Annotated in this window: 20 protein-coding genes; 5 read left to right on the plus strand and 15 right to left on the minus strand. The window is 63.8% G+C overall.

The window, feature by feature from the left end; genetic code table 11:
- Window positions 1-41 precede the first annotated feature (41 nt).
- From GA0061098_RS03955 to GA0061098_RS03975, 5 genes are all read right to left on the minus strand, one after another.
- The gene (locus GA0061098_RS03955) at window positions 42-3,137 is read right to left on the minus strand and encodes a MexW/MexI family multidrug efflux RND transporter permease subunit (protein ID WP_038972774.1); all 3,096 of its coding nucleotides are present in this window, start codon (window positions 3,135-3,137) and stop codon (window positions 42-44) included.
- A gap of 71 nt (window positions 3,138-3,208) precedes the next feature.
- Complete coding sequence (locus tag GA0061098_RS03960; RefSeq protein ID WP_165637128.1) at window positions 3,209-4,402, minus strand: efflux RND transporter periplasmic adaptor subunit; 1,194 nt, start codon at window positions 4,400-4,402, stop codon at window positions 3,209-3,211.
- A 1-nt stretch (window position 4,403) separates the two neighbouring features.
- Window positions 4,404-5,090, minus strand: a complete 687-nt coding sequence (locus GA0061098_RS03965) for a TetR/AcrR family transcriptional regulator (RefSeq protein WP_028143451.1) — start codon at window positions 5,088-5,090, stop codon at window positions 4,404-4,406.
- 160 nt (window positions 5,091-5,250) lie between these two features.
- Window positions 5,251-5,841, minus strand: a complete 591-nt coding sequence (locus tag GA0061098_RS03970; protein ID WP_091953686.1) for a thiamine pyrophosphate-dependent enzyme — start codon at window positions 5,839-5,841, stop codon at window positions 5,251-5,253.
- Window positions 5,838-6,380, minus strand: a complete 543-nt coding sequence (locus tag GA0061098_RS03975; RefSeq protein ID WP_165637129.1) for a phosphonopyruvate decarboxylase — start codon at window positions 6,378-6,380, stop codon at window positions 5,838-5,840. The genes GA0061098_RS03970 and GA0061098_RS03975 overlap by 4 nt, the downstream gene beginning before the upstream one ends.
- Before the next feature lie 105 nt (window positions 6,381-6,485).
- Here GA0061098_RS03975 and GA0061098_RS03980 point away from each other — a divergent pair, with 105 nt between their 5' ends.
- From GA0061098_RS03980 to GA0061098_RS04000, 5 genes are all read left to right on the plus strand, one after another.
- Window positions 6,486-7,706 (plus strand): cytochrome P450, encoded by a 1,221-nt coding sequence (locus GA0061098_RS03980; protein WP_091953691.1) that lies wholly within the window; start codon window positions 6,486-6,488, stop codon window positions 7,704-7,706.
- A 193-nt stretch (window positions 7,707-7,899) separates the two neighbouring features.
- Complete coding sequence (gene rocD / locus GA0061098_RS03985; RefSeq protein ID WP_091953695.1) at window positions 7,900-9,114, plus strand: ornithine--oxo-acid transaminase; 1,215 nt, start codon at window positions 7,900-7,902, stop codon at window positions 9,112-9,114.
- Between the two features lie 262 nt (window positions 9,115-9,376).
- Window positions 9,377-10,522, plus strand: coding sequence for a fructose-1,6-bisphosphatase (locus tag GA0061098_RS03990; protein ID WP_091953947.1), 1,146 nt, complete (start codon window positions 9,377-9,379; stop codon window positions 10,520-10,522).
- Between the two features lie 90 nt (window positions 10,523-10,612).
- Window positions 10,613-11,800 carry a 6-phosphofructokinase gene (locus tag GA0061098_RS03995; protein WP_165637130.1) on the plus strand — a complete coding sequence of 396 codons (1,188 nt, stop codon included), beginning with the start codon at window positions 10,613-10,615 and terminating at the stop codon, window positions 11,798-11,800.
- Between the two features lie 396 nt (window positions 11,801-12,196).
- Window positions 12,197-13,864, plus strand: coding sequence for a Spy/CpxP family protein refolding chaperone (locus GA0061098_RS04000; protein ID WP_245323150.1), 1,668 nt, complete (start codon window positions 12,197-12,199; stop codon window positions 13,862-13,864).
- A gap of 116 nt (window positions 13,865-13,980) precedes the next feature.
- Here GA0061098_RS04000 and GA0061098_RS44725 read toward each other — a convergent pair whose 3' ends face one another.
- The 10 genes from GA0061098_RS44725 to GA0061098_RS04050 all read right to left on the minus strand — a co-directional run bounded on the left by GA0061098_RS44725 (window position 13,981) and on the right by GA0061098_RS04050 (window position 24,478).
- The gene (locus GA0061098_RS44725; protein ID WP_165637131.1) at window positions 13,981-14,154 is read right to left on the minus strand and encodes a hypothetical protein; all 174 of its coding nucleotides are present in this window, start codon (window positions 14,152-14,154) and stop codon (window positions 13,981-13,983) included.
- Window positions 14,155-14,750: 596 nt separating this feature from the next.
- A complete protein-coding gene (locus GA0061098_RS04010) occupies window positions 14,751-15,614 on the minus strand; it encodes a sugar phosphate isomerase/epimerase family protein (RefSeq protein WP_091953705.1) in 864 nt (287 codons plus the stop codon).
- Window positions 15,614-16,804 carry a dihydrodipicolinate synthase family protein gene (locus GA0061098_RS04015; protein WP_091953708.1) on the minus strand — a complete coding sequence of 397 codons (1,191 nt, stop codon included), beginning with the start codon at window positions 16,802-16,804 and terminating at the stop codon, window positions 15,614-15,616. The genes GA0061098_RS04010 and GA0061098_RS04015 overlap by 1 nt, the downstream gene beginning before the upstream one ends.
- Window positions 16,805-16,814: 10 nt before the next feature.
- Window positions 16,815-17,966 carry a Gfo/Idh/MocA family protein gene (locus GA0061098_RS04020; protein WP_091953711.1) on the minus strand — a complete coding sequence of 384 codons (1,152 nt, stop codon included), beginning with the start codon at window positions 17,964-17,966 and terminating at the stop codon, window positions 16,815-16,817.
- Window positions 17,963-19,360, minus strand: coding sequence for an enolase-like domain-containing protein (locus GA0061098_RS04025; protein WP_091953713.1), 1,398 nt, complete (start codon window positions 19,358-19,360; stop codon window positions 17,963-17,965). Before GA0061098_RS04025 ends, GA0061098_RS04020 begins: the two co-directional genes overlap by 4 nt.
- Window positions 19,361-19,563: 203 nt before the next feature.
- Window positions 19,564-20,409 carry an ABC transporter ATP-binding protein gene (locus GA0061098_RS04030; RefSeq protein ID WP_018322821.1) on the minus strand — a complete coding sequence of 282 codons (846 nt, stop codon included), beginning with the start codon at window positions 20,407-20,409 and terminating at the stop codon, window positions 19,564-19,566.
- Window positions 20,410-20,560: 151 nt separating this feature from the next.
- Window positions 20,561-21,553, minus strand: a complete 993-nt coding sequence (locus tag GA0061098_RS04035) for an ABC transporter substrate-binding protein (protein WP_165637132.1) — start codon at window positions 21,551-21,553, stop codon at window positions 20,561-20,563.
- A gap of 53 nt (window positions 21,554-21,606) precedes the next feature.
- Window positions 21,607-22,416 carry an ABC transporter permease gene (locus tag GA0061098_RS04040; RefSeq protein WP_091953718.1) on the minus strand — a complete coding sequence of 270 codons (810 nt, stop codon included), beginning with the start codon at window positions 22,414-22,416 and terminating at the stop codon, window positions 21,607-21,609.
- A gap of 294 nt (window positions 22,417-22,710) precedes the next feature.
- A complete protein-coding gene (locus GA0061098_RS04045; protein WP_181956880.1) occupies window positions 22,711-23,418 on the minus strand; it encodes a TetR/AcrR family transcriptional regulator in 708 nt (235 codons plus the stop codon).
- Window positions 23,419-23,629: 211 nt separating this feature from the next.
- Window positions 23,630-24,478, minus strand: coding sequence for a VOC family protein (locus GA0061098_RS04050; protein WP_091953724.1), 849 nt, complete (start codon window positions 24,476-24,478; stop codon window positions 23,630-23,632).
- Window positions 24,479-24,568: the final 90 nt, after the last annotated feature.

Genomic DNA, 24,568 nt, shown 5'->3' on the forward strand with positions numbered 1-24,568 from the left:
TGACCGCTGCCGCCCTCTGGTTCGCTTGCTAGTTAACGGCGTCAGGTCGGCCGCAGCGCCTTGGAGCCGAGGTCGAGCTCGTTGACCTGCTTGTTCCGCTCGGAATCGGCCGCCGCGCGATGGTCGGTCGCCAGCACCACGTAGACCGCGGGCAGCACGAACAGCGTGAACAGCGTGCCGATCGACATGCCGGCGACGACGACCAGGCCGATCGAGAAGCGGCTGGCCGCGCCCGCGCCGGTCGCGGTCAGCAGCGGGATCAGGCCAGTCACCATCGCGGCCGTCGTCATCAGGATCGGCCGCAGGCGGATGCGGGCCGACATTTCGATGGCGGAGCGGCGGTCGAGCCGCTCGTTGACCTGGAGCTCGTTGGCGAACTCCACCATCAGGATGCCGTGCTTGGTGATCAGGCCGACCAGGGTGAGCAGACCGACCTGGGTGTAGATGTTCATGGTCGCCACGCCGAAGAACAGCGGGATCAGCGCACCGACGATCGCCATCGGCACCGAGATCATGATCACCAAGGGGTCACGCAAGCTCTCGAACTGCGCGGCCAGCACCAGGAAGATGATGATCAGCGCGAAGCCAAAGGTGATCGCAAGCTGATTGCCTTCCTGCACGTACTGCCTGGAGTCGGCGAGATAGTCGTGGCTGAAACCTTGCGGCAGCTTCTTGGCCTCGCTTTCGAGGAAGTCGACCGCCGCACCGACGGTCACGCCGGGCATCGGCACGGCCGAGAACGTCGCCGAATTGAGCTGATTGTAGTGCGTCAGCGAGTTCGGATCGGTCTTGGTCTCGATCGACACCACCGTCGACAGCGGAAGCTGTTGGCCGGTGTTGGTCGTCACATAGAAGCCACCGAGCGATTCCGGCGAGAGCCGCTTGGCGCGCGGAACCTGCGGGATCACCTGGTAGGACCGGCCCTCCAGATTGAAGCGATTGACGTAGTTGCCACCCAGCAGGACCGCGAGCGTGGCGCCGAGGTTCTGCATGTTGACGCCGAGATCCTGTGCCTTGGTGCGGTCGATCGTCACCTTCACGTTCGGCTGGTTGTAGGCAAGATCGCTGTCGGAGACGATGAACATGCCGCTCTTGCGCGCAGCGTCCTTCAGCTTCTCCATCTGCTCATAGACCGTCTGGAACCCGGCGGTGGAATTGATCACCATCTGCACCGGAAGACCGCCCGGCCCGCCCGGCAGCGGCGGCAGGTTGAATGCGAAGGCCTGCACGCCCTCGATCTTGGAGAGCTCGGCCTGCACCAGCGGCTTCAACTGGATCGACGAGCGCTTGCGCTCCTCCCAGGGCTTGAGCAGCATGCCGGCGATGCCGCCCTGCGGGCCGTTGATGCCGTTCAGCACGAAACGCAGATCGGTCTCGGGGAATTTCGAAAATTCGTGGTCGAGCTTGTCGCCGTAGAAATCGACATAGTCGATGTTGGCGTATTTCGGCGCCTTGGTCACCGCGAACACGATGCCCTGGTCTTCCTCAGGCGCCAGCTCCTTCGACGTGTGCATGTAGAGGAAGCCGACGAGTCCGAGGATCGTCACCGCGAACAGCCCCGTGATCGCCTTGTAGTCAAGCGAGCGGTCGAGCCTGCGGCCATACCAGCGTGTCAGCGCACCGAACACCTTGTTGACGGCCTTGGCGAAGCGGCCCTCTTCGGTGTTCTTCAGCAGCACCGAGCACATCATCGGCGACAATGTCAGCGCGATCACGCCCGACACGATCACCGAGCCCGCCAGCGTGAATGCGAATTCGCGGAACAGCGAACCGGTGAGGCCGCCAAGGAAGCCGATCGGCGCGTACACCGCGGCGAGCGTGATGGTCATCGAGATGACCGGGCCGACGATTTCACGCGCGCCTTGCAGCGACGCCTGGACCGGCGTCTTGCCCTCCTCCAGATGGCGATGGATGTTTTCCACCACGACGATGGCGTCGTCGACCACGAGGCCGATCGCGAGCACCATCGCAAGCAGGGTCAAAAGGTTGAAGCTGAATCCCAGCGCCAGCATCAGGGTGCAGACGCCGATCATCGACAGCGGGATGGTGACGACGGGAATGATGACCGACCGCAGCGACGCCAGGAACAGGAAGATCACCACGATCACGATGATCACGGCTTCGCCGAGCGTCTTCTCCACCTCATCGATCGAGGATTGGATGAACTTGGTCGAGTCGTAGGCGACCTTCATCTTCATCGACGGCGGCAGATTGCGCTCGAGCTCGGGGAACAGCGCGCGCACGCCCTTGACCAGTGTCAGCGGGTTGCCCTGTGGGGTTGCCTGCACACCGATGAAGATCGCGTGCTCGCCGTTGAAGGCGACGCTCGCGTCCGTGCTTTGGGCGGCAAGCTCGACGGTGCCGATGTCCTCCATCCGCACGAAGCCGCCGTCCTTGGCCTTGACGATCATCTTCTTGAACTGGTTGACGTCGGTCAGGCCCGTGTTCGTCGAGACGTTCGAGACGATGAGATAGCCCTTGGTCTGGCCCGCCGCGGACTGGAAGTTGTTGGCGGTGATCGCCGCAGCGACGTCAGCCGGCGACACGTTGCGGCCGGCCATCTTCTCGGGATCGAGCCACAGCCGCATCGCGAAGGTCTGGCCGCCGAGAATGTCGGCGGAAGCCACGCCGTCGACGGTCGACAGCACCGGCTGCACCACGCGCGTCAGATAATCCGAGATCGCCGAGCCCGAGAGCTCCTCGGACGAGAAGCCGAGATACATCACGGCCGTGGTCTGGCCCGTGGTCTTGGTGACGATCGGGTCGTTGGATTCCTTCGGGATCAGGTATTTGACCGAATTCGTCTTCGCCAGCACCTCGGTGAGAGCCTGGTTCGGATCGAAGTTCAGCTTGATGTAGACCTGGATCGTCGAGGTGCCGAGCACCGAGGACGAGGTGATGTAGTCGACGCCCTCGGCGGACGCGACCGCCTGCTCGATCGGCGTCGTGATGAAGCCCTGGATCAGGTCTGCGGACGCGCCGGGATAGACGGTCGTGATGTTGATGACCGTGTTCGACAGCTTGGGATATTGCCGGATCGGCAGCACCATCGCCGCGCGCAGGCCGATCAGCAGGATCAACAGGCTGACGACGACCGACAGGACCGGGCGTTTGATGAAAATGTCGGTAAAGCGCATCGCGGCGATCTCGATTTATATGTCTCAAGAAAAGTGATCCGGCCGAGCCGGATCACTTGAGTGTCAATGGATCAGTAGCGCGGCGGCTGCGCCGGGATCTGCGGAGCCGGGTCGGTCGAAATCGACACCGCCGCGCCCGATTGCAGCTTGAGCTGGCCAACGGCGACGACCTTGTCGCCCGCCTTCACGCCCTTGATGATTTCGACGCGACCTTCGACCCGGTTGCCGGTCTGCACGAAGGTGCGCACCGCGGACAGGCTGGTCTTGCCGTCGGCTTCCTTCTTCTCCGTGATCACGAACACCGAGTCGCCGTACAGTGTGTAGTCGACCGCCGTCTCTGGAACGGTGATCACGGCCGGCTTGTCCGGCAGCACCACCGTGGTGGTCACGAACATGCCGGGCTTCAGGATCTTCTCCGGATTGGCGATCGTCGCCTGCACGCGGATATTGCGGGTGTCGGTCGAGATTTGCGGTTCGATCGTGGTGATCTTGCCTTCGAAGATGCGGCCCGGATAGGCATCGACCTTCAACTTGACCGTCTGGCCGACCTTGAGGTTGCCGGAATCCTTTTCCGTCACGGTGAAGTTGGCCCACAGCTCCGACAGATCGGTCAACGACACGATCGCCGTACCCGCCGTCAGATACTGACCAACCTCGACCTTGCGGACGCCGAGATCGCCGGAGAACGGTGCGCGCACCAGCTTCTGCGAGATCAGCGCCTCGGTCTTGGCGATGCCGGCCTGCGCCTGGTCGTAGGCGGCCTGCGCGTTATCGACGGTCGCCTGCGGACCGAACTGGCGCGAGGCCAGCTGCTTGGCGCGATCGAGTGACAGCTGTGCCACGGTCGCCTGGGCCTTGTAATTGGCAAGATCGCCCTGCTCCGGCGCGTCGAACAGCTGGACCAGCGGCGTGCCGGCTTCGACCCGCGTGCCCGGCGCGAACTTGATCTCGGTGACGCGGCCGTTGACGTCGGCGCTGACGTCGACCTGGTGCACGGCGACGAGGCCGCCGACCGCGGTGAGCAAGTTCGGCACCACCTCGGACTTGGCCTCCGCCGCGCTGACCGCGGTCGGCGGGGGCTTGTTGTTGGCGAAGAACTGCTTGATCATCTGGCCGCGGAAATAATTGAACCAGACGAGGCCGCCGACCAGCACCGCCAGGAGCGTGCCGACGATGATGAACCAGAGCACCGGCCGGACCGGACGCTTGGGAGCCTTGTTGTCGATCGGTTCGCCCGAAATCTTGTGTTCGGTTACGATGTTCATGTCATGCACTTTCTGCAATCGCCGCCTTGCCGGCATCCGCGGCCTGATTGTGGCCCAGATGCGAAGCAATTGCGGCGTCGTTAAGTCCGATACCCCTCAGGAGAAACTCACACAGCTGCCGCTCGAGGTCTTCAGCCTTGCCGTAAGCGAGGCAAGGCGTGGCCGGCAGCCTGGTCAGCGCCGCAGTCATCACCGAGTGATGCGCAAACCAGAACAGATTGAGCGGATCGCCGCTGCATAGCCGCGCGTCCCCGGCGGCAACGGCACGTTCGAGCGAGGAGACGAAGATCGCCCCGATCAGCGTCTCGATCTTGGCATACAGCAAACGGGCGAATTCGCCATCATCCAAATGGCTGGTGGCCATCAGCCGCAGGCGCTGGGCCTCTTCCTGATCGGGACCATCCGCGATGTGCAGGAAATGCTCGACCATGCCGCGGATCACCTCGACCAGCGTGGCGGTCGAAGGCTCCCGCTCGAGAAGCTCGGTGAGTGCCGGGTCCGCCTCGCATTCGTCGCTGAGGATTTCGGCGTAGAGGGCCGCCTTGGACGGGAAATGCTTGAACAGCAACGCCTCGGAAATGGCAGCGGCGGCCGCCACGCTCTTGGTCGTGGTGCCGGTATAGCCATGTCGGGCAAAGCAGCGTTTCGCGGCTCCGAGGATCAATTGACGCCTCAGGTCGCTCGTCATACGCAATGAGCTCATGCTAGTGAGTAAGCACTCACCCACGCAAAAGTCAAGCACTATGTTGCATCGCAACCTGAGTGCGTCGTTAATTCAGTGGAAATTGGCCCCGCCTGCACGGCTTCCGTGCAGGACCTGGGCGCCGGTGGGAATGGACAGGCCCGCCCTAGATCGGCTGGAAGCCGAGGTCGCCGCGGATCCGGTTGACGATGTAAGTCCCGTCCCGAATTGGCAGAATCCGCTCCAGGCTGGCGCTGTCGATCTTCATATTGGCAAAGCGTGGCCCCGCAGAGACGTCGTGGACGGCTTTGGCGAAGGCCTCGACCTCGGCCATGGTCGTGACCGCCCGGCTATCCCCGATGCCGCAGGCCCTGGCGACGCCGACGAGGTCCGCGGCGGCCGAGGTGTGGCTGGTCTGGCCGCCCGTTTCGCCATAGGCCTCGTTGTCGAGCACCGCGATCGAGAGGTTGGACGGTTTTTGCAGGCCGATCGTGGCAAGGCTGCCCATGCCCATCAGCATCTCGCCGTCGCCGGTGATGACCAGCACCGGCAGTTTTGGCTGCGCCAGGGCGAGGCCGAGCCCGATCATCGCGGCGCCGCCCATGCCACCCCAAAGGTAGAAATTGCGGGCGTGGTCGCCGGCCGCGCACATGTCGTTGGTCGAGGCCCCGAGGCCGCCGATCGCGACGACGTCCTTGCGGTTCGCGAGCAACGTGGACACCACCTGCCGGCGGTCGAGGAGATTGGCCTTGCTCATTTGGTGAAAACCTTGGCGCCGATCAGGCGCTGCGACAGAAGGACGGCGGTGGGCGTCAGCGCGTTGTAGGCTTGCGACGCAGCGGCTTCGAGGACGGCCGGCACCTCGGCTGCGTTCGAGGCCCGCAGCACCTGGACACCCGACAGTTCGAACACGCCCTGCGTGGTCGATCCCATCGGCACCTGCCACGGATTGAACTCGCCCCACTCGCCGCGCATGGTCACCAGCGTCAGGAACGGGAAGCGCAGGATCGGGATCAGCGACAGCATGTTGATGCAATTGCCGACGCCGCTCGACTGCATCAGCAAGACGCCGCGCTGTCCGCCGGCCCAGGCGCCGGCAAGAAGCGCCACGCCCTCCTCCTCCGTCGTGAGCGGAATGCCGCGCATGGTGGAGGAGGCCAGCACGCGCTGGATCAGCCTCGAATGGCCGGCATCCGGCACGTAAGGCACCTGCCTGATATCGAAGCGTTGCAAGGTCGCGAAAATATCGTCGGGCCAATTCGGCACCGTGTCGGCAGCGTCAGCGCGTGCGTGCATTTTCCTGTCCGGTCGGCTAGCAAGGTGCACAGACTGTAGACGCATGCATGCGCCGACCAGAACAACAAAAACGGCATAACGGCTTTAACCGGCGAGTATAACGGGATGAACGCAGATGCGAAGGCGCTGGCGGCAAGCTTCGACCTCGAGAAGCTGACGCCGGAGTTTTACGACGACCCTTACCCGACCTATCGTGCACTGCGGGAGAACGAGCCGGTCAAGCGCCTGCCGAACGGCACCGTGTTCCTGACCCGTTATGACGATCTCGTCACCACCTACAAGAACACCAAGTCGTTCAGCTCGGACAAGAAGCGCGAGTTCGCGCCGAAATACGGCGACACCCCGCTCTACGAGCATCACACCACCAGCCTCGTCTTCAACGATCCGCCGGCGCATACCCGCGTGCGCCGCCTGATCATGGGCGCGCTGTCGCCGCGGGCGATCGCCGGCATGGAGTCTGACATCGTCAAGCTGGTGGACGGCTTGCTCGACGCCGTCGCGGCCAAAGGGGCTTGCGAGCTGATCGAGGATTTCGCGGCGTCCATTCCCATCGAGGTGATCGGCAATCTGCTCGACGTCCCTCATGAGGAACGCGGACCGCTGCGCGACTGGTCGCTGGCGATCCTTGGTGCGCTCGAACCTGTGGTGTCGCCCGAGGTCGCCGCGCGCGGCAACAAGGCGGTGACGGATTTTCTCAGCTATCTCCAGACGCTGGTGGCACGCCGGCGCGACAAGCCGGGCAATCCCGAGCGCGATGTGCTGACGCGCCTGATCCAGGGTGAGGAGAATGGCGAGCGGCTGACCGAGAAGGAACTGCTGCACAATTGCATCTTCCTGCTCAATGCCGGCCACGAGACCACCACCAATCTGATCGGCAACGGCCTCGTCGCGCTCGACCGCAATCGCGACCAGAAGCAGCGGCTGATCGGCAATCCCGACATGATCAAGACCGCCGTCGAAGAGATGCTGCGCTACGAGAGCTCCAACCAGCTCGGCAACCGCATGACCACGGAAAAGGTCGAGCTCGGCGGCGTCATGCTCGATGCCGGCACGTCGGTGACCCTGTGCATTGGCGCGGCCAACCGCGATCCCGCGCAGTTTCCGGACCCCGAAAGCTTCGACATCGCCCGCACACCGAACCGGCATCTCGCCTTCGCCACCGGCGCGCATCAATGCGCCGGCATGGCGCTGGCGCGGCTGGAGGGCGCGATTGCGATCTCGCGCTTCCTGGCGCGCTTCCCGAACTATGCCGTGAGCGGCCAGCCGGTGCGGGGCGGACGGGTGCGGTTTCGGGGCTTCTTGAGCGTGCCGTGTGCGCTTCGCTGAGGGCTCGACACCAAAAACTGCGAAAACAACCCCATGCACAGTAGAGAACCCTCTGATACTTTTGGCAAATCAGATCGGGCTACACCATCGGACGCATGAAGACTTCCAAGGTGGCAAGTTGATACCCAGATCAAGCTGAGGCCGCCGGTGCAGTCGGTTGGTACCGCCGCGCGCAGCAATGGAGTGACGACAGATGAGCTCGTCGGTCATTGATTTCGTCGCAACGGAAGCACGCTTTGGGGCCCATAATTACGAGCCGATCGGGGTCGTCCTGTCGCGCGGCGAAGGTGTCTGGGTCTGGGATACCGAGGGCAACCGCTATCTCGATTGCCTCTCGGCCTATTCGGCGGTCAGCCAGGGCCACTGCCACCCCAAGATCCTGGCGGCGATGGTGGAACAGGCGCACAGGCTGACGCTCACCTCGCGCGCTTTCCACAACGACCAGCTCGCCCCCTTCTACGAAGAGATCGCGGCACTGACCGGGTCCCACAAGGTGCTGCCGATGAACAGCGGCGCCGAGGCGGCCGAAAGCGCGATCAAGTCGGTGCGCAAATGGGGCTACGAGGTGAAGGGCGTTCCGGACGGCCAGGCCGAGATCATCGTCTGTGCCAATAATTTCCACGGACGCACGCTGGGCATCGTCGGCTTTTCAACCGACCCCGACACACGCACACATTTCGGGCCGTTCGCGCCGGGCTTCAAGATCATCCCGTTCGGCGACGCCGCGGCACTGGCGGAGGCAATCACCCCATACACGGTCGCCTTTCTGGTCGAGCCGATCCAGGGCGAAGCCGGTGTCATCCTTCCTCCAGCCGGCTATTTCACTGAGGTGCGGGAGCTCTGCACCACCAACAATTTGATGCTGGTGCTCGATGAGATCCAGACCGGGCTCGGCCGCACCGGCAAGCTTCTCGCTGAACAGCACGAGGGAATCGAGGCGGACGTGACGCTGCTCGGCAAGGCCTTGTCCGGCGGCTTCTATCCGGTGTCGGCCGTGCTCTCGAACAACGACGTGCTCGGGACATTGAGGCCCGGCCAGCACGGTTCGACGTTCGGCGGCAATCCGCTTGCTTGCGCGGTGGCGCGCGCGGCGCTACGCGTGCTGACCGAGGAAGGCATGATCGAGAACGCGGCCAGGCAGGGCGCGCGCTTTCTGGAAGGTTTGAAAGACATTCGTGCCAACACGATCCGCGAGGTGCGCGGACGCGGCTTGATGCTGGCGGTCGAACTGCATCCCGAGGCTGGCCGCGCCCGCCGCTACTGCGAGGCGCTTCAGGGCATGGGCATCCTCGCCAAGGATACTCACGAGCAAACGATCCGCATCGCTCCGCCGCTGGTGATCACAAGCGACCAGGTCGACTGGGCGCTGGAGCGGCTCGCCACCGCCCTGACGCAGGATTTCTCCTGAGCGGCCTGCGTCGGAAGATCGCAATGCCGGCCGCGGCCAACGGCGAGTTAGCGGCCCGGCCAGAACCGGACTCGTGCAGCGCAGCAAATAGTGCCGCATGGTCATAAGGCAAAACTCTGCATGATCCCGGCAACCGGATGAACGGGGTGCGTGGAACCTATCGGAGCGACGGACGTTTGTGTCCGCGAATGAGCAGCGCCGTCCCCGGCGCAGCAAGCGCCGAGGCCGGAGGCGCTGAGCTGCGCTGATCGGAGAAATGCTCATGAGACTCACTCTTTCAGTCATCAAAGCTGACGTTGGCTCCATTGGCGGCCATACGAAACCGTCTTCACGCATGATCGCGGCTGTCGAGGGCGAGGTTGCCAAGGCGATCTGCAATGGTCTGCTGATCGACGGCTTCGTCTGCCACACCGGCGACGACATTGCGATCATCATGACGCACACACGGGGCGAAGGAAGCTCCGAGGTCCATCAACTCGCCTGGAAGACGTTCCTCGCGGCCACCTCGGTCGCGAAAACCTCCGGGCTCTATGGCGCTGGCCAGGATCTTCTCGCCGACGCGCCTTCCGGGAACATTCGCGGCGCCGGCCCGGGCGTCGCCGAGCTCAGCTTCGACCACATCCTCTCCGGCGTGCGACCCGCGGAGTCCTTCATGGTGTTCGCGGCCGACAAATGCGGCCCCGGTGCCTACAACCTGCCGCTCTATCTCGCCTTTGCCGACCCCATGTACTGCGCTGGGCTGATGCTGCCTCCGATGATCAAGGGATTCCGTTTCCACATCATCGACATGGACAACACAGCCGGCGACAGCCTACTCGAGCTCGACGCACCCGCCGACAGCTACCACATTGCCGCCCTGCTTCGCGACAACGAGCGCTTCGGCATCGATCGCATCATTTCTCGAACCCATGGCGAGGTCGTCGTGGCCGTTTCGGCACAGCGCCTCCACGCGATCGCGGGCAAGTACACCGGCAAGGATGATCCAGTCGCGATCGTCAGGAACCAGGGGATTTTCCCAGCTCCGGAGGAAATAATCTCGCCGTTCGCCAAAGCGCACTTCGTGGGCGGCGATGCACGCGGCTCGCATGTGATGCCGCTCATGCCGGTGCCACTTAACACGCCCGTTACCGGCATGTACTGCCTGCCGATCGTTTCTTGCGTCGGCTTTTCGATCGACAGGGAAGGCCGCTTTGCCGAGTCCTACACCGATTTCTTCGACAACCCGGCATGGGATGAGGTCCGCCGGCGCGCCCAGCGCAAGGCCATCGAGATGCGCAGCCAAGGCTGGTCTGGCGCCGCCATGCTACCCTATTCCGAACTGGAATATGGCGGCTTCCGCGACACCGTGTCCGGACTGCTGAAGCGTTTTCGACTGCGCGACGAGCGCAAGCCGGAAGCGGCCGAGTAGCGACCGCCTCCAATCAGAAACCGGAGCGACGTTCACCGTTCAATCGACAGATGCAGGCGCTATGACGACATGCCGATCCGGGAGGTGGATATGGCCAAAAAACGCATCGGCATTCTCACGGGCGGCGGCGACGTCGCCGGCCTCAATGCAGTCATCAAGAGCGTGACTTATCGCGGCAGTGAGGACGACATCGAGGTTGTCGGCCTGCGCCGTGGTTGGGAGGCCCTCACGCACCTGAACCTCGACGACCCGAACAGCAGGTCCCACTACGTCATCCCGCTGAACCGTGAAAACACTCGAACCATCGACCGGCGCGGCGGCACCGTGCTGCACTCGAGCCGCGTCAATCCCTCCAAAATAAAGAAGCTGCCCGATCATCTCGTCGGCAATGATGTTCCGGTCTCGCTGAGCACCAACGGCGGCATCGCGACAAAGACGTGGGACCTCACCAGCCGGGTGCTCGCCAACCTTTCGGGACTTGGCATCGAACACCTGATCGCCATCGGCGGCGACGACACGCTCAGTTATGCGGCCAAGCTCAACGAACTCGGCGTCAAGATCATCGCCATCCCAAAGACGATGGATAATGACGTCCACAACACCGAGTACTGCATCGGCTTCTCGACCGCGATCACCCGCGCCAGCGATGCCATCCAGCGGCAGCGCACCACCGTCGGCTCGCATGAGCGAATTGGCATTTTCCGCGTCTTTGGCCGCGATGCCGGATTTACGGCACTCTACACCGCCTATGCGACCTCGATACGATGCGTCATACCGGAGTATAAGGTCGACCTCGACAAGCTGATCCAGTTGCTCATCGAGGACAAGCGCGCCAATCCAAGCAACTACGCGCTGATCGTGCTCAGCGAGGGAGCTCAGTGGGAAGGCTTCAAGCTGCGGGAATACGGCGAGCCTGACGCCTACGGTCACCGCAAGAAGGCCAACGTGGCGGAATCGCTTGCCGATGAGATCAAGCAGCGCACCGGCGAGGAGACGATCACCTCCGATCTCACCTACGATTTGCGATCGGGCGATCCGGACTTCATCGACAAGCTTGTGGCCCTGACTTTCGGTAACATGGCCTACGATGCCATGCTGGAAAGCAAGACCGGCCTCATGTCGGCGCTGGTCGAGGGCCGCTACGACCTCGTGCCCATCCCTGACGCCAAGCTCGGTCCGCGCAAATTGGACGTTGCGAGCAGCTACAACACGGAGCGCTACCGCCCCATCTACGCCAACAAGCAGGGGCTGCCGATCTTTCTCAACCGTGCGTCTTAGGGTGCCGGACCGGGCGAGCCAGCAGCAAGTCCGACCAATGTCCGTGAAATCGACTGGGCGCTGGAGCGGCTCGCTACCATCCTGACGCAGGATTTCTCCTGAGCGGCCTGCGTCGGAAGATCGCAATGCCGGCCGCGGCCAGCAACGAACGATTCCGCCAGCTGCGCGTTGAACGTCGTGGGCGATTACGAGCTGGGAGCGACAATCATGCTTCCGCATGGCGCTTGCCTTACGGCTGCTTTAGTTGGTGTCTCGATGCTGGCGACGAGCGTCGGCGCGTTCGCCCAAGGACCCGGCCAGGGACATGGAAGGGGCGGACCTGCCGGTCCAGCCGCAGCGCCGGCAGCACGGCCAGCAGCACCACCGGCCATGGCCCGTCCGGCGGCGCCGCCAGCCATGGCACGTCCCGCCGCCCCGGCGTTCCATCCACCGGCCATGCCGCAGCGACCGGCCATGGCGCCGCACCGCCCGGCGCCCCACATCGCCGCACCGCCGCCGCGTCCGGCCCCCCGCTTTGCAGCACCACCGCCGCGAGCAGCCCCGCACGTGGCGGCGCCGCGACCTGAAATCCACCGGGCGCCGGCAGCACCACAACGTCCGGCGATGGCGCCGCGGCCGACGCCGCATATCGCCGCCCCCTCGCGCCCAAGCGCGCCACCGGGTGTGACCGCGCGGCCGTCGCGACAGGAGGGGATAGAGCAGCGCGCGCAGCAACATCAGCAGCAGATCCAGCAGCGACAGCAAATCGTGCAGCAGCGGCAGCGCGAGATGCTTACACGTCAGAGCTCGGAGCGGCAGAGCCGCATCGATCGGATGCAACAGCGCGTGCAGCAATTGCAGTCGCAGAAGCCGGAAGGCGTGCGGGCCCAACGTGCACAGGAGCGGACGCTGCAGACGCAGAACCGCCTGCTCCAGCGCGAACAGGGCATGCAGCAGCGCGATCAGGCGCGCCTGCAGCGGTTGGGCCCCGAGTCCACCACAGTTGGGCGAGCCGCCACTGCCGCCGCCGTACAGGCGGCCCAGCGCGGGCGATTTGCCGAGCGCTTCCGCGAGCAGGCCCCTGCGCAAGCCCAGGCAGCGCTCACCACCCGCCAGAGCGGCTGGGCTCCCCGGCAGGCCTGGCGACACCGCCATCCCGCGGTGTTCGTGGCGTGGCTTGGGCCCGTGTTCTGGCCTTACGCTTATTCCGACATTTTCAACTACACGTTCTGGTCCTATGGCTACGAACCCGGTTATTGGGCATACGCCTATGACGACTTCGTCGACACCGTGTTCTGGGGTGGCGACGGCCCCTATTCCGCCTATGCCAGCACCAACCCTTATGACTATCCGCAAGCCGGTGGCAGCAGCCGCGCCCGTCCGCGCGCGAGCGTGAGCCCGCAAACGCTACAGCAATTGTGCGGCACACCGGACAAGGGCGTCACCGCCTGGCCGCTTGCCGATATCGCGAAAGCGGTGCGGCCGGCGCCGGAGCAACGCGCACTGCTCGACGAATTGAAGACCGCGGCGGCCAACGCTGCCGGCGTGTTCAAGGACTCCTGCGCGGAGACTTATGCATTGACTCCCCCTGGTCGCTTGCGCGCGATGATGAACCGCATCAGCGCGACGCTGGAAGCCGTCAAGATCGTGCGACCGGCACTGGAGAATTTCTACAACTCGCTCAGTGACGAGCAGCAGGCCAGCTTCAATGCGCTCGGTCCGAATGTCGGCGAACGCTCGCCGCAGCAGCAAGCCAACGTCGAGGGCTGCGGCGATCCGAAATCCGGCCTGACTCAACTGCCGATCCAAAGGATCGAGGCTGTGCTCCACCCAGCCGGCAAGCAGAAGGAGGCGCTCGACCGCCTCAGTGAAGCGACAGCCAAAGGCGTTGAAGGCCTGCAAGCGGCTTGCCCGAACGATGTGCCGCTGACGCCGGTCGGACGGCTGGAGGCGATGCAGCACCGGCTCGAGGCGATGCTGACGGCCGCCAAGCTGGTAGAGCCTGCGCTGGACGAGTTCTATGCCACGCTGAGCAGCGAGCAGAAGGCGCGCTTCAACACGCTGCAACAGGTCGCGGGGCCGTGAGGACGGCATCGCGTTCTCTCGTTGCAATTTGCGCCGCGGTCGAACGAAGCGGGGTGACGTAATCGTCCTGCTTCGCCTCGTTTCCGACCTCACGAGGAAATCGTCTTCCGCCCAGCCTAGTTCGCGCTTGGGATCGCGTTGCATTGCTCGAAGTGAGAAGACAACTCGAGATTAGCCAGATGATCCCAGTATTCCGCTTCTGCGAGCAGCTTCCATTTGTTCATGCTGTTGTACGCGGCCTGTTGGCGGCACAGTGAGCTCATCGCACGCAAACGCTGCACCTTATCCACTGCGACCCTCCTTCACGCTTGCTTGTTTGCAAGCGCATTTGTGTTGTCACAGCTTCGCAGATCGAATTGACGAGTGATAGTCCGGTGTTTGACGGTGAATCAATGATAGCGCAATCGTCCGACTTTTCAGCGGATGGCCGTGCCCGGCAAATTCGATCGCAAAACTAGTTTGGGCCCGGCGCATTGAATTGCAGATCGTCCTTGGCGGTCTTTCGCCGCAATAAAGCACGCCGGCCTTCGGCAAAGCTCGCCAGCCTTGTCACGCTGATCACGGCAATGGCCCCGACGGTTGCACGTCGGGGCCATTCAAGATCAACAGGCATGGGTACATCCGCCGTCCCTGCTGATCGTTGATGCCACTGATTACCGCATCCGATCTGGCACAGACTGTGGCGAGGCTGCGGCATCGGCATGATGACATTCTGCCTGAAAGCTGATGGTAGTCCACCACATCTTTGGTGGTACTCCGACCAGCTCGCTGCTTCGCCAGCCCGAACTTGCGCTGGACGAGTTCTATGCGACGCCGAACAGCGAGCCGAAGGCTCGCTTCAACACGCTGCAACAGCTCGCAAGCAGGGGCCGCACTCGTGGTAACTCTACACCACCGCCTTATGCCGCGCGATGCAGGTCTGCAGCACCTCGTCCATCGGCTTGCCCCACCAATCGTGGGAGAAGATCTCGATCTCGGAATAGCCGGCGAACCCCTGCGCTTCGACCTCTTCACGCACCGATTTGATGTCGATGACCCCGTCGCCCATCATGCCGCGGTCGTTGAGGATGTCTTTTGTCGGCACCAGCCAGTCGCAGACGTGGAAGGCGAGCAGGCGATCCTTGCCGGCGCGCGCGATCTGGCTCATCAGCTCCGGGTCCCACCAGATGTGATAGACGTCGAGCGCGACGCCGAGCATGCCGCTGCGAGCAGGATCGAGCCGGTCGCAGATATCGAGCGCCTGCTTCGTGGTGTTCACACAGGCGCGGTCAGCCGCATAGGCCGGATGTAGCGGCTCGATGGCCAGCGGCAGGTTTGCCTGCTTGGCATAGTCGAGCATATCGGCGAGAGCCTCCTCGACCTGCCCGCGCGCCGTCACGATATCCTTCGAGGCCTCGCTGCCCGGCCTGGAATATTGCGGCAGGCCACCGACGACGAGGACGATGCAGGGCGCGCCCAGCGCCTTGGCTTCGTCGACGCAGCGCCTGTTGTCGTCGCGCACCTCGCCTCTGCGCGATGCGTCCGAGGTGAACATGCCGCCGCGGCAATAGCCTGAGAGCTCGACGCCGGCATCGCGCACCGCGCGCGCGGCGCGCTCGAGACCGACGGATGCGACCTGGTCGCGCCAGGGGTCGATGGCGCGGATGCCTTGCTTTGCACAGGCGTTGATGATCTCGACGAGGTCACCCTGCTTGCGGACGGTCGCCGTGTTGAGCGACAGCCAGCGATGGTCGGACGAAAAATCGCGCATCAGGATTCGATACCGTGGGTGGCGAGCACGGTCTTCATCCGCTGCGTCGCGAGTTCAGGGTTGGCGAGCAGGCCGGCCTTGTCGGCCAGACGGAACAGCTCGGCCAGATGCAACGTGGAGCGCGTGCTCTCCTGCCCCCCAACCATGGTGAAATGGTCCTGGTGGCCATTGAGATACGCCATGAACACCACGCCGGTCTTGTAGAACCGCGTCGGCGCCTTGAAGATGTGACGCGACAGCGGCACTGTCGGCCCCAGCACGTCGTGGAATCCGGCTTCGTCGCCGGCCGCCAGCCGTGACAGTGCGTAGGATGCCGCCGGCGCAATGGCGTCAAAAATGCCAAGCAGCGCGTGTGAAAAACCCTGCTCGTCGCCGGCGATCAGCTCCGCATAATTGAAGTCATCGCCGGTGTACATCTTGATGCGCTTGTCGAGGCGCCGGCGCATGTCGATCTCGCGCTGCTTGTCGAGCAGCGAGACTTTTACGCCATCGACCTTGGCGGCATTGCCGTTGATGATGGCGACCGCGGTGTCCATCGCCTTGTCGATATCCCCGGTGCCCCAATAGCCCGCCAGCGCCGGATCGAACATGTCGCCGAGCCAGTGGATGATCACGGGCTCGCGGACCTGCGACAGCACGCGATCATAGACCTTGGCGTAGTCATCGGCGTTGCGGCCGAGTTTCGCCAGCGCGCGCGATGCCATCAGGATGATGCGGCCACCGACCTTCTCCACCGCCGAGATCTGCTCCTCATAGGCGCGGATCACGTCGTCGAGGCTCCTGGCATCCTCGACCGCGAGATGGTCCGTGCCGGCGCCGGAGAACACCAGCGCGTTGCGGCGCTTGGCGGCGGCGACCGAGCGCGTAATCAGCTCCAGCGAAGTCGGCCAGTCCAGCCCCATGCCGCGCTGAGCGGTGTCCATGGCTTCGGCAACGCCAAGACCGAGGTCCCAGACGTGCTCGCGGAAGGCGATGGTCTTGTCCCAGTCGACGGCAGCCGACAGCCAGGGATCGTTGTCCGCGAAGGGATCGACGACCGTGTGCACGGCCGAGAAGGCTATGCGGTTCAGCGGTCCTTCGAGCTTTGCGGGAAACGTACGGGAGGCTGCGAGCCGGTAGGTCTCGATCGACCGGTCGGCCTTCGGCAGCTTCAGCGACAATGACGATATCGGCTGGACGGGCTTGTTCATACGTCCCTCCTCAGGCCTTGATCGGCGCGACGTCGATCCAGCGCCGCTCCTTCCAGCTCTTGAGCGCACATTCGGCGAGCTGCACGCCCTTGACGCCTTCCAACAGCGTGAACTTGTAGGGCGCTTCCTCGTAGACGTGGCGGATGAACATCTCCCACTGCTCCTTGAAGCCGTTGTCGTAGCTGACGTTGTCGGGCACCCTCTGCCAGTCGCCGTAGAAATCGTGCAGCCGCTTCTCGTCGGGATTCCAGACCGGCCTCGGGGTCGCCTGACGCGCCTGGATCATGCAGTCGCTGAGCCCCGCGACTGCCGAGCCATGCGTGCCGTCGACCTGGAAGGTGACGAGGTCGTCGCGATAGACGCGCGTCACCCAGGACATGTTGATGTGCGCGATGACACCGCCTTCGAGCTGGAAGGTCGCATAGGCGGAATCATCCGCGGTCGCCTTGTACTTCTTGCCCTGCTCGTCGAAACGCTCGGGGATGTCGGTGTTGCCGATGCAGCTCACGCTCTGCACATTGCCGAAGAGGTTGTCGAGCACGTAGCGCCAGTGGCAAACCATATCCAGAATGATGCCGCCTCCGTCTTCGTCGCGGTAGTTCCAGGACGGCCGCTGCGCTTCCTGCCAACCACCTTCAAACACCCAATAGCCGAACTCGCCGCGCACCGAGAGGATGCGGCCGAAGAAGCCGCTATCGCGCAGGAAGGCGATCTTCTTCAGGCCGGGCAGGAACAGCTTGTCCTGCACCGTGCCGTGCTTGACGCCCTTGGCATTGGCGAGCTTGACGACTTCGAGCGCCTCCTCGAAATTCGTCGCGATCGGCTTCTCGCAATAGACGTGCTTGCCGGCGTTGATGGCCTGGGTCAGCAGGCCGGGGCGGGCCTGCGTGGTCGCGGCATCGAAGAACATGGTGTCGTTCTTCTCGGCGAGCGCCGCATCGAGATCGGTGGTCCAGCGTGTAATGTTGTAGCGCTTGGCGAGCGCCTCGACCTTCTCGGCACTGCGGCCAACCAGGATCGGATCTGGCATCACGCGGTCGCCGTTCTTCAGCCGTACACCGCCCTGCTCCCGGATCGCGACGATCGAGCGGATCAGATGCTGGTTGAGCCCCATGCGGCCGGTGACGCCGTTCATGATGAGGCCGAGGCGTTGGGTGGTCATGTCAAATGCTCCTGAAGTGTTCTTGGCTGTTCGAGCGGGCGGAGCGCCGACCAGTCCGGATGGACCGACGTCGCAAAGCCCACCGTGTTGAGCGATCCCGTCAGGAGATCGCCGTCGTGAATGGAGAGGCGAATGCCCTGCCCGGTATCGGCATAGAGATCGGGATGCGCCGCGGCGAAGGCCCGCGCTTCAGTGGCGGGCGTCTCGCCAAAGCCGTCGACATAATGATGGCCGTTGCGTTCGGCATGGGTGACGCCGATGAAGGCGCCGAGCGCGAGGTCCTGCTGCACGGCGAGGCCGGCCTGGCAGGTGAGGTCCTCGCCGGTGACGAAAAACCTCTCGCCGTCCGCGCTCCACTTCGCGGCGCGCGTCGCGTTGATGATGGACTTGTAGAGTCCCTTGCAGGATTTCGAGGAAATGCCGCAATAGCCGAGCGCCCGCGCTGCCGGGAACGCATCGTAGGAATCATCGGCCTCGTCGATGATGAAACCGTGCGCGACCAATGCGCCAAGCGGCGATTGCCTCGTGATGTCGCGCGGCATCGGCTGCTCGACATAGAGCAAGCGCGTGGCGATCGGGCGTAGCGCTGCGTCGTGATCGAGCCGGCCCATCAGCGCCCGCAACGCAGCGAGGTCGGCATATTGCTCGTTGGCGTCGAGCGTCACCTTGTAGTCGTGTCCCAGCGTAGCGAGCTCCTTGCCGATGCGGGCGAGCCGCGCCGCGTCGGCTGCGGGATCGCCCGACAGCTTCAGCTTGAAGTATCTCGCACCGGAGTTCTCGCGGGCATCGGCGACGCCGCCCTCGCCTTCGACGGCATCATCAAGGCCTACGGTATGCCTGATGGCAACACGCTCCAGCGGTACCCGGCCGGAGAGAAAGGTGGTGATGTCCAATCCCACGAGGTCAGGCGAGAGTCGCGCATCGATGCCGGCTATGTTGCCGGCCATTCCATCGAAGAAGCTGGTTTCGGCGGCGCGCAGCAACGCATCGAGGATGGCCTTGTCGATCTCCGCCGGACCGTAAGCCGCGGCAAGCGGCGGAATGTTCTTTTTCGCACACGTCGCGACCTGCGCACCGAGGCACGAGGCATGCAGATCGAACGCGGTCTGGTATCCGGTGCGCGCCAGATAGAGCCCCCGCGCAATCTCGAGCGATCGTCGCAGCCCATCCACCGTCTGCGCCGGTGAGAGCTCCGGCCGCTTGTCAAACCACTTTGGCACCAGCAGCTCGGCACTGGCACCGACCGCAACGCCCCTGCCCTCGACCTCGATCTCGGCGCGCACGAACAGCTGCGGCGTCGCGTTGATCGTGATCGCGCCGAAGCGGAACGGCCGCGCGAACTGCACGGGACGTTCGAAGAAGGCGATGTCTCGCAGCTTCAAGCGGGGTGACATAGTGCTAGTTGGTCCCGACGATTTCGCCACGGCGGCGGTGCACCTCTCCCGCTTGCGGGAGAGGTCGGCGCAACGCGTCGGGTGAGGGTTTTCTCCTCTTAGGGGTCCTCGCGAGCGGAGACACCCCCTCCCCACCCCTCCCCCGCAAGCGGGAGAGGGAGCGCACCATCGTCGTGGTTGCAGCCGAGATCAATCGCATTGCCTCAGTCCAATGCCCCTTGCGAGAAGAAATGCTTGCGGATGCGCTGCACGAGTTCGGTGAAAACCGGGTCGGCCATTACGTCGAGCGAGCGCGGGCGCGGCAGCGGTACGTCGTAGATCGCGGCGATTGCGCCGGGGCGCTCGGTCATGACCAGCACGCGGTCGGCCAGGAACACGGCCTCCGGAATCGAATGCGTGATCAGCAGCACCGTCTTCCTGGTCTCGCGCTGGATCCGCATCAGCTCGACATTCATGCGCTCCCGCGTCAGCGCATCGAGCGCGCCAAACGGCTCGTCCATCAGCATGATCTTGGGATCGTGCACCAGTGCGCGACAGATCGAGGCGCGCTGCTGCATGCCGCCGGAGAGCTGCCACGGCAGCTTCTTCTCGAAGCCTTCGAGGCCGACCAGCTTCAGCAGCGCCTTGGCGCGGGGAAGATATTTGTCCCGGGGCAGCCGCTTCATGTCGATCGGCAGCATGACGTTGGACAGGATGTTGCGCCAGGGCAGCAGCAACGCGTTCTGGAAGACGATGCCGACATTGCCGTGCGGCGTCGTCACCTTCTCGCCCTCGACCAGGATCTCGCCTGATGTCGGCGGCAGCAAGCCGGAGATCAGCTTGAGCAGCGTGGACTTGCCGCAGCCGGATGGCCCGACCACGACGAAGAACTCGCCGTCGTTGATGTGGAAGTCGAGCGGACGCAGCGACGGCACATCGCCATCGCGCGTCCGGTAGGTCTTCGACACGCCGGACAGTTTGATGCCCGAGGCATCGCCCGCGGCCCGGTCGCTCACCAGTCTCAGATGGGCGGCCGGCTGGACATCGATTGGTTTGGTCGCAGGGTTCATCGCAGCGCTCTCCCCCCGTCGTCCCTGCGAACGCAGGGACCCATACGCCGCGCCGGCGCGTCCGGGCACGCGGAGTGAGACCTTTCGTAACAATCGAGGCCGGTGGTAATGGGTCCCTGCGTTCGCAGGGACGACGGCGGATATTGATCGCTCACGAGCCACTCTTCGGCAGATAGTCGTTGGTGTAGAAGGCTTTCGGGTTGTCCTTGGCCTTGGCATCCAGTCCGCCATATTCGACCATCAGATTGACGGAGTCCGTCATGTTCTGGTCCGTGACCTGGAACGGCCGCTTGCTCTTGGTCTCCGCGGTCCGGTACAGCGGAATGGTCAGCTCAAAACCCTGCGTCAGCGTGTCGATCTTGCCGCCCTTGGAGTTGGCATCGAGGATCGACTGCGCGGCGGCCTTCGGCTCCTTCTCGGCGGCTTCGACCGCCTTGGTCGTCGCCGACATAAAGCGGCGAACGAGATCGGCATTGGCCTTCACATAGTCGGCATTGGCAATGATGCCCGAGGAGACCATGTTGATGCCGTAGTCGGCAAACTTGATCGGGTAGACGTCTTTGCCGGTGGCGTCCTTGATCTTCATCGACTGATCCATGACATAGCCGAGCAGCAGATCAGCCTGGCCGTTGATGACCGCGTTGAGCTTGGTCTGGCCGTCGCCGGCAACGGTCTGGAAGTCGCTCTCCTTCAGACCCGTCTTCTTCAGGAACAGCGGCCAGATCTGGGTCATGGAATCGGCCGGCGTGATCGCCACCGTCTTGCCCTTGATGTCTTCGGGCTTTTTGATGTTCTTGTCAGCAAAACCCATGGCGGACATCGGTGAGGTCTGCAGCAGCACACCGGTCGCAACCACGGGCGCGCCCTTGATCGCGGCGCGCATCATGGTGGGAACGTCGACATAGCCGAAATCGGCGGTCTTGGCAGCGACGGCTTGCGTGGTCGCAGCCGAGCCGCGGCCTTCCTGGATTTCGAGCTCGATGCCTTCGGCGGCGTAGATGCCCTTGGCCTTGCCGTAATAGAACGGCGCATGCTCGCCGTAGACGTACCAGTTCAACATCAGCACGACCTTGTCGGCCGCTTGCACCGGCATGGCCGCAAACACCATCAGCACCGCTGAGACAGCCCCAATCAACCGCTTCATCGTCACTCTCCCTTGCCGTTGTTGTTTCGGCCGTTGGTGGCCGTTTGTGCTAGTTAAGAAGCGAAAATCACGTCCTCGCGCTGGCTGACATGCCAGGGAATGACCAGCTTCTCGATCCGGTCCACGATCCAGAACAGGATCACGCCGAGCAGCGCGAGAATGACGAGGGCCGCGAACATGGTCGGCAGGTCGAAGGTGCCGATCGAGCGCTGCATCACGTAGCCGATGCCGGAATTGGACCCCACGAACTCGCCGACGACGGCGCCGACCACCGCGAGCGTCACCGACACTTTGAGACCCGAGAAGATCGCAGGCAACGCGTGCGGCAGATTCACCGCACAAAACACCTGGAAGCGGCTGCCCTGCATCGCGCGGGCGAGATCGACCATGTCAGGATCGACCGATTTGAAGCCCTGCACGGCCGAGACCACCACCGGGAAGAAGCCGAGCAGGAACGCCGAGATCACCTTTGGAATGATGCCGAAGCCGAACCAAACCACGAACAGCGGCGCAATCGCGATCTTGGGCACGGATTGCGAGAACACCAGCAGCGGATAGACGTAGCTCTCCACCGTCTTCGAGCCTGCGATCAGCATCGCGACGGGAATGCCGAACAGCGCCGACAGCGCGAAACCGCAGACCGTCGCATAGGTCGTCGGCCAGGACTGGCGCAGCAATTCCGGCCAGTCGGTACGCAGCACCGCGACGACGTCGAGAGGCGACGGGATCTGGTAGGCGGGGATCCTGAACAGCCGGATGGCAAGATCCCAGGCAACGACGATGAAGACGAGGAACAAGAACGGCCGAACCCAGGCCGCATTCAGCACCTTGGACACCGCACCTTGCGGCTTCAGCTCAGCCAATTTTCACTCCCGGCATTCTTCTTCGTTGTGGCGAGAAATTAACCCGTTGGATAAATACTGTCCAGAGCTTTCCCTGTGACGTTTTGCGGCGGGTTCCGGATGGTTTTGGCGTCATCGGGATCGAAGAGCGCGCCCAATCCTCGGTGTCATTCCCCGCGAAAGCGGGGAATCCAGTACGCCACGGCCTCTCCGTGTCCCCCTCACCGTCTCTAGAATACTGATCGCCCGCCTGCGCGGGCGATGACACTGAGATTGTGGAAACGGACGGGCCGTCTACCAGCGCGCTGTACGCCGCTACACCGTCTGCGCCACCGCGGCGCGCGACTTCGGCGCCTTCGCGATCTCGAACAAGGCCACGGACTGCCCGGTCAGCGCGGCCAGGACCAGGCCGACCATGTGCGCCAACCGCTCGTCCTTGGCCTTTTTGTCCAGGAGGTCGCGGCCGAAGATCACGCTGAGCGTCGCCGAGTTCGAGAGGTAGAAGAAGCAGAGCCCTGCGATCGAGATGTAGAGCTGCACCGGATCGACCGCGACCTGGAAGTCGCCGCTGTCGACGCCGCGTCGCACCACGGTGCGGATCATCTCGACGAAGGGCGAGTGCATCGACTTGACCTTGGTCGATTTCTTCAGGTGCTTTGCGCGCGCGAGGTTCTCGGTCTGGAGCAGCGACAGGAATTCGGGATTGCGCAGGAAGTAGTTCCAGGTGAACTCGATCAGCCGCCTGATGGCCTCGGGCGGATCGAGATGCTCGAGATCGAGCCCGCGCTCCTCGCTGCGGATCTTGTCATAGGCGCCTTCGAGCACGGCAAGGTAAAGCTCGTCCTTGTTGCCGACGTGGTAGTAGAGCATGCGCTTGTTGGCGCCGGCCTTGGCCGCAATGCGGTCGACGCGCGCGCCGGCGAGCCCGTGAGCGGAAAACTCCTGCTTGGCGGCTTCGAGAATGCGCAGCCGCATCCCCTCGGGATCGCGCTGCCATTTCAGAGTTCGCTTTGCCTTCGCCAAACCGGGTGCTCGCTGGGTGCTGTCGGTACGCGTGTAACACGCGGGCAGCCCGCCGCATAGTTTTCGCGACAGTGAAAGCCAAGCAAACCGGTTTCGTAGGGTGGGCAAAGGCGCTCTTGCGCCGTGCCCACGTCTTCTCATCGAGCAGCCAAGACGTGGGCACGCTTCGCTTTGCCCACCCTACGAGAGTCTTCGAGTGGAAAGACCGCTTTCACTCCACCGGCTTGGGCGAGCGCTCCAGCAGAACCGTCTGAATGCCGCAGGTGCCGTTCCGCACCGTCATGATTCGCGTGCCCGGCTTGCGGCCGTTGCGAACCTCGGTGACGTCGAGGCCGGCGGCGATCAGGCGGGCGCGCGTGGCGTCGATGTCGGCGACCCGCCAGCTCAGGCCCCAGAGCCGGTCATGCGCAAGGTCACCGCCGGCGACCGGCCGGCGGACCACCTCGACGATCAGATCGCCGCAGCGGAAGAACATCAGCTGGCCCCAATCCTGGTGCGAGCGGTCGAGCGCCAAATCGAGCCCGAGCCGTGCGCCATAGAGCGCGGCAGCGCGTTCGGAATCCTCGGTGGTGACCACGACATGGTCGAGTGCGTCGATCGGCGCGATGTCGGTCGCGGGGGAGAGCGGACGCTCGTCGGCCAGTTCGAGGAAGAACATGCGCACGCCGCGCGTGAGTTCCGTGGCGGCGCGCGTGCGCTTCCAGTGCAGGACGGCGCCCGACTCGTCGTCGCTGCTTTCGACCTCGGCAACCGGATCCGGGCTCAAGGCCACCCGCTGCAGCCGCCGGTGCATCCTGCTCATGTCTGCGACACGAAAGCACAGGCTGGCGAGCACGCCCTCCTGGTCGTCGAGCAGCGCGCGCATGCGATCGGCCGTCACGCTGAAACCGCTCGGCGCCATCAATTCAATCGTCATGTTCTCGAGGGTGAACAGCACGCGGTCGGCACCCTCGCCGGAGTTCTGCCAGGCCGGCGCGCGGGCGAGCAGCGTTTGGTAGGCCGCCTTGGCTGCACCGATATCCCTGACCAGAGCGACGACGTGATCGAGGCCGGTGATCATATGTCCCCCTTTTGATCGACTCATTTATTGACTTGGAACCAATGCGCCGAAACACGGCGTTTGTCCGGGCTTGGCATTGCCCGGTGATGG

This window comes from Bradyrhizobium shewense (assembly GCF_900094605.1).
In the GTDB taxonomy this organism is placed as follows: Bacteria; Pseudomonadota; Alphaproteobacteria; order Rhizobiales; family Xanthobacteraceae; genus Bradyrhizobium; species Bradyrhizobium shewense.